This window comes from Mycobacterium sp., assembly GCF_035653355.1.
Classification (GTDB): Bacteria; Actinomycetota; Actinomycetes; order Mycobacteriales; family Mycobacteriaceae; genus Mycobacterium.
Genome location: NZ_DASRBZ010000174.1, coordinates 1 through 4467 on the forward strand (window position 1 = coordinate 1; position 4467 = coordinate 4467).

General features: G+C 65.2%; 6 protein-coding genes. 3 read left to right on the forward strand and 3 right to left on the reverse strand.

The genetic code is table 11. The features are described 5' to 3' along the window. Both VFA16_RS05715 and fdhD read left to right on the forward strand, forming a co-directional pair. A partial coding sequence (locus VFA16_RS05715; protein WP_324966886.1) for an FdhF/YdeP family oxidoreductase occupies window positions 1-1380 on the forward strand: 1380 nt, incomplete at its 5' end. Further along, window positions 1368-2225, forward strand: coding sequence for a formate dehydrogenase accessory sulfurtransferase FdhD (gene fdhD / locus VFA16_RS05720; RefSeq protein WP_324966887.1), 858 nt, complete (start codon window positions 1368-1370; stop codon window positions 2223-2225). The genes VFA16_RS05715 and fdhD, both read left to right, overlap by 13 nt. Window positions 2226-2247: 22 nt before the next feature. Here the strand turns inward: fdhD and VFA16_RS05725 are convergent, their stop codons facing one another. Beyond that, window positions 2248-2808, reverse strand: coding sequence for a CGNR zinc finger domain-containing protein (locus VFA16_RS05725; protein WP_324966888.1), 561 nt, complete (start codon window positions 2806-2808; stop codon window positions 2248-2250). Between the two features lie 163 nt (window positions 2809-2971). Here VFA16_RS05725 and VFA16_RS05730 point away from each other — a divergent pair, with 163 nt between their 5' ends. Next, window positions 2972-3706, forward strand: a complete 735-nt coding sequence (locus VFA16_RS05730; RefSeq protein WP_324966889.1) for a hypothetical protein — start codon at window positions 2972-2974, stop codon at window positions 3704-3706. Between the two features lie 33 nt (window positions 3707-3739). Here the strand turns inward: VFA16_RS05730 and VFA16_RS05735 are convergent, their stop codons facing one another. Both VFA16_RS05735 and VFA16_RS05740 read right to left on the reverse strand, forming a co-directional pair. Next, complete coding sequence (locus VFA16_RS05735) at window positions 3740-4030, reverse strand: CDGP domain-containing protein (RefSeq protein ID WP_324966890.1); 291 nt, start codon at window positions 4028-4030, stop codon at window positions 3740-3742. A 131-nt stretch (window positions 4031-4161) separates the two neighbouring features. Continuing rightward, window positions 4162-4467 (reverse strand): alpha-hydroxy-acid oxidizing protein (locus tag VFA16_RS05740; RefSeq protein ID WP_324966891.1); only part of this gene is annotated, 306 nt, incomplete at its 5' end.

Below are 4467 nucleotides of genomic sequence, written 5' to 3' on the forward strand. Positions count from 1 at the left end.
GCGCCGGGCAGCGTGGTCGACCGGGACTTCATCGCCGTGCACTGCGCGAATTTCGACGCCTACGAGGCAAATACGCGCGCCGTCGACCTCGATACGGTGATCGAGGCGACGGGCGTCGACCGGCAGCAGTTGGAGCGGGTCGCCGCGATGATGGCCGCATCGGAGCGCACGGTGGTGTGCTGGGCGATGGGGCTCACCCAGCACCGCCATGCGGTGCCGATGATCGCCGAGATCAGCAACGTGCTGTTGATGCGGGGCATGATCGGCAAGCCGGGGGCCGGATTGTGCCCGGTGCGTGGGCATTCCAATGTCCAGGGCGACCGCACCATGGGCATTTGGGAGCAGATGCCCGAGTCGTTTCTGACGGCGCTGGATCGCCGCTTCGGCGTTGTCAGCCCGCGCGAACACGGGCTGGACACCGTCAATGCGATCCGGGCTATGCGCGACGGCAAAGCCAAGGTGTTCATGGGGATGGGCGGCAATTTCGCGCTGGCCACGCCAGACACGGCAGTCACCGAGGCGGCATTGCGTAATTGCTCGCTCACGGTGCAGGTGTCGACGAAGTTGAACCGCAGCCACGTCGTGCACGGTGCGACGGCGCTCATCCTGCCGTCACTGGGCCGCACCGACCGTGACATCCAAAACGGCGTGAAGCAGCAAGTCTCCGTCGAGGATTCGATGTCGATGGTGCACCTGTCCCGCGGCAGTCTGCACCCGCCGAGCAAGCACGTGCGCAGCGAGGTCGCCATCGTCTGTCAGCTGGCCCGCACGCTGCTCGGACCGAACCACCCTGTGCCGTGGGAGAAGTTCAACGCCGACTACGACACCATCCGCGACGCGATCGCCGACGTGGTGCCCGGCTGCGAAGACTACAACATCAGGGTGCGCCAGCCCGACGGCTTCCAGCTGCCGCACCCACCTCGGGATTCACGCGAATTCCCCACCCGCACAGGCAAAGCCAACTTCGTCGTGAACCCATTGCAGTGGGTGCCCGTGCCACCGGGTCGGCTGGTGCTGCAGACGCTGCGCAGCCACGACCAGTACAACACCACGATCTACGGACTCGATGACCGCTACCGCGGGGTCAAAGGCGGCCGTCGGGTGGTGTTCGTCAACCCCGCCGACCTGGAGGCGTTCGGCTTGCAAGAGGGTGACCGTGTGGACCTGGTTTCCGAGTTCACCGGAGCGGACGGACAGGTGCAGGAGCGGCGGGCGAAGGACTTCATGGTGGTGGGCTACCAAACACCGGTAGGCAACGCGGCCGCTTACTATCCCGAGACCAATCCACTGGTAGCACTGGACCACGTTGCGGCGAAGTCGAACACGCCGGTGTCCAAGGCGATCGTCATCCGGCTGGAGCCGGCCCAATGGGCCGGGTAACGGCGCGCCGCCGCGCCCAGCACGTCACCGCCGACACCGCGGTCGACCGCCCCGAGACGCTGGTCGTGGAGGAGCCGCTGGAGATTCGCGTCAACGGCACGCCGCTCGCCGTGACGATGCGCACACCTGGCTCTGATGTCGAACTGGCGCAAGGGTTTTTGCTGACCGAGGGCATCATCGCCCACCGCGATGACGTCGTGAGCGCACGGTATTGCCGTAGTGACGGCCCGGACGGCACCAACACCTACAACGTCCTTGACGTGTCACTCGCACCCGGTGTCGCGACGCCAGACGTCAGCCGCAACTTCTACACCACGTCGTCGTGTGGAATATGCGGCAAGGCGTCGCTGGACGCGGTGCAGTTGATCAGCCGCTACTGTCCGGGCGACGACCCCTCCACCATCACCCCAGAAGTGTTGTCGGCCATGCCTATCCGGCTGCGCGACGAGCAGACGGTGTTCGCCAGCACCGGTGGCCTGCACGGGGCTGCCCTGTTCGCCGTGGACGGCACGCTGCTGGCGGTGCGAGAAGACGTGGGACGCCACAACGCCGTCGACAAGGTGATCGGCTGGGCCTTGGAAAACGACCGGATCCCGCTGACCGCAACCGTGTTGCTCGTTAGCGGCCGGGCGTCGTTCGAAATCAGCCAGAAGGCGGTAATGGCGGGCATCCCGGTGTTGGCCGCGGTCTCCGCGCCGTCGTCGTTGGCCGTTGACCTGGCCAGCCAATCGGGGCTCACACTGGTGGCGTTCTTACGGGGCAAGTCAATGAACGTCTACAGCCGCCCCGACCGGATTCAACTGGATCCGGTGCGCGGTGGGCACTCTTCGGCGAAAAGTCGCTAGGACAACCAGGCCCGTATGAAGCTCATGCCGGCGGCCGACCGGCGGCGCGCTGGCGCGCTCGGAAGGCTTCGACCTTGGCGCGGTTGCCGCACGTGGCCATCCCGCACCAATGCCGGTTCTTCGCGCGCGACGAATCCACGTAGAGGCGTGAGCAGCGCGGGTGCGCGCAGCGTTTGACGCTCTCGATGTCGGCTCCAGCGAGAAGCTCGAGTAGGTCCGCGGCCAGGGTCGCCAGCAGTTGCGACGTGGTGCCCTCACGGCGAACGGATCCGGTCCGGTGCAATCGTGGCGTAAGCCTTGGTTGGCTTGCGTGCTCGTTGAGCAGGTCGACGTCGGCGGGTTTGGGCCGACGGTGTCCGATCCGGGCAGTAGCGGTGCGATATATGGCCTCGCGCAGTGCGATCGCATCGGCGAGATCGTCGGCGGCGACGGGGATGGCGGCGTCGATCAACCCAGACTGAAGCGCCCATTCCGACAGCAGTTCAGGCTGCGTCAACACCTCTTCGGGCGCTGAACTTTCTCGAAATTTCAGCGTGCCTGCGAAGTCAAGGCAGGGCCGTCCGCTCACAAAAACGAACTTCACGTAACCACCTTGACAGGTTTCACGGGTGGGTGCAAGCTGTAACCGGGTAAGCCGGTTACTAGCGCCAGACCATGCGCGGCGTGAACGAAAAGCACGTTGAGGCCGTCTTAGCGAGTAACCAGCCGGTCTATCTGGCAGTGGAAGGCGAAAGGAGCCAACCGAAATGGATCTCGACCGCATCACTCATCCGCTGAGGTTGGCCAAGGGATCGCATGTGCCCGGAACAGGCAAAGGCTGCGCGATGAACGTGATTTCCTACATCAACGGTGACGCGCAGATCACAGACTTCCCATCCTGCTCGGCTGGTCCACTGGCGGTCCTGGTCCAATCGTCCAACGATCTGCTGGCCGCGCCTGACGGGTATCTGTCACCAGAGAACAGCGTGCTCGCGCTTGACCTCGCTTGGCAGACGGTGGGAACCGCTGATGCTCCTGACAGCCTCGTACACGCGTGGCTGGCCGAACTGTTAGTCAGCCCGAGCTGGGGAGTCGTTCGGTACGCCAAACTCACTGCGATCAAAGCGATCGTGGACATCGCCGAGCTGCATCGCGTCGCAGCGTCGGGTCACATGCCGCCTCTCGCGAAGTGGGACGCCGCCGAGCGCGCCGCCCGCGCTGCCGGCTCATCGCTGGGAGGCCCCGGAATGTATGCGGTCCGAGCCGCATCCGAGTCGACCGCACTCGTCGGCAGCCACCCGAGGGTCACCGTCGAGGAAGTGACCGCTCACGCCGTGCGCGCCCACGCCCTGGCGCACGGCGGGACGATGGCAAGCCGCATCGTCGAGCTCACCCGCCAGGCAATCCGCTCATGGCGTGATTTGGCCGGGCTGGACCAGGCCAACAACACCCGTCCAGCAGCCATCGATAACGCGACGGAACTCGTCGGGATGCCGGTGTAGAAGGCGGCTAGAGGGCCGGGACTGAGCCCGTGCTCAGTCGTCGATGTGCGTCGGTGGGTCGGCGAAGGCAAGGTCCGCAGGGTGCTGGTCGGGACCCATCTGATCACAGTGCTTGTCGGGCACTAGGTAGGTACTCATGCCGCTGGGAACCCAGCGGGTAGTTGCCACGCAACGTTGCCAGGTGCCGTCAGGCTGGACGGGTCCATCGCACTTGCTCAGAACCGGCCCTCCGTACAGGCACCCCGCGCTGGCCGACGGCGCTGAGACGATGAGCCCTGCGGCCATCAGCAGGGCAGCCACTCCTCCGACGATGCCGCGCTTCATGGTTGTCTCCCGTCACATCGCTCCGGAGCGGCACATGCCGTCGCCAACTCAGCCAGCAACCAATGACGCTACCGATTATGTAGCTGGTTTTACTGCCTTTGACGCCGTGGTTCAAGCAACGGTCGCGGCCGTCAACCCGTGGATAACGGCACGACACGCCGCAATTGCGTCACATGCTTGGGCGACAGTTCCTCTAGACAGGTGACACCCAGCAGTCGCATGGTGCGAGTCAACTGAGCGGACAGGATGTCGATAGCGCGCTGCACACCGGCCTCGCCACCTGCCATCAACCCGTACAAATAGGCCCGGCCGATCAGCGTGCAACGCGCGCCCAGGGCGATCGCCGCGACGATGTCGGCGCCAGACATGATCCCCGTGTCCAGCAGGATCTCGGTGTCGCTGCCGAACTCGCGGGCCGCCGACGGCAGTAGATGGAA

Excerpts from the sequence above, each read along its gene's own strand:
- VFA16_RS05730 (WP_324966889.1), top strand. The coding sequence starts at position 2,972 with ATGGATCTCGACCGCATCACTCATCCGCTGAGGTTGGCCAAGGGATCG.
- fdhD (WP_324966887.1), top strand. The coding sequence starts at position 1,368 with ATGGGCCGGGTAACGGCGCGCCGCCGCGCCCAGCACGTCACCGCCGAC.
- VFA16_RS05735 (WP_324966890.1), bottom strand. The coding sequence starts at position 4,030 with ATGAAGCGCGGCATCGTCGGAGGAGTGGCTGCCCTGCTGATGGCCGCA.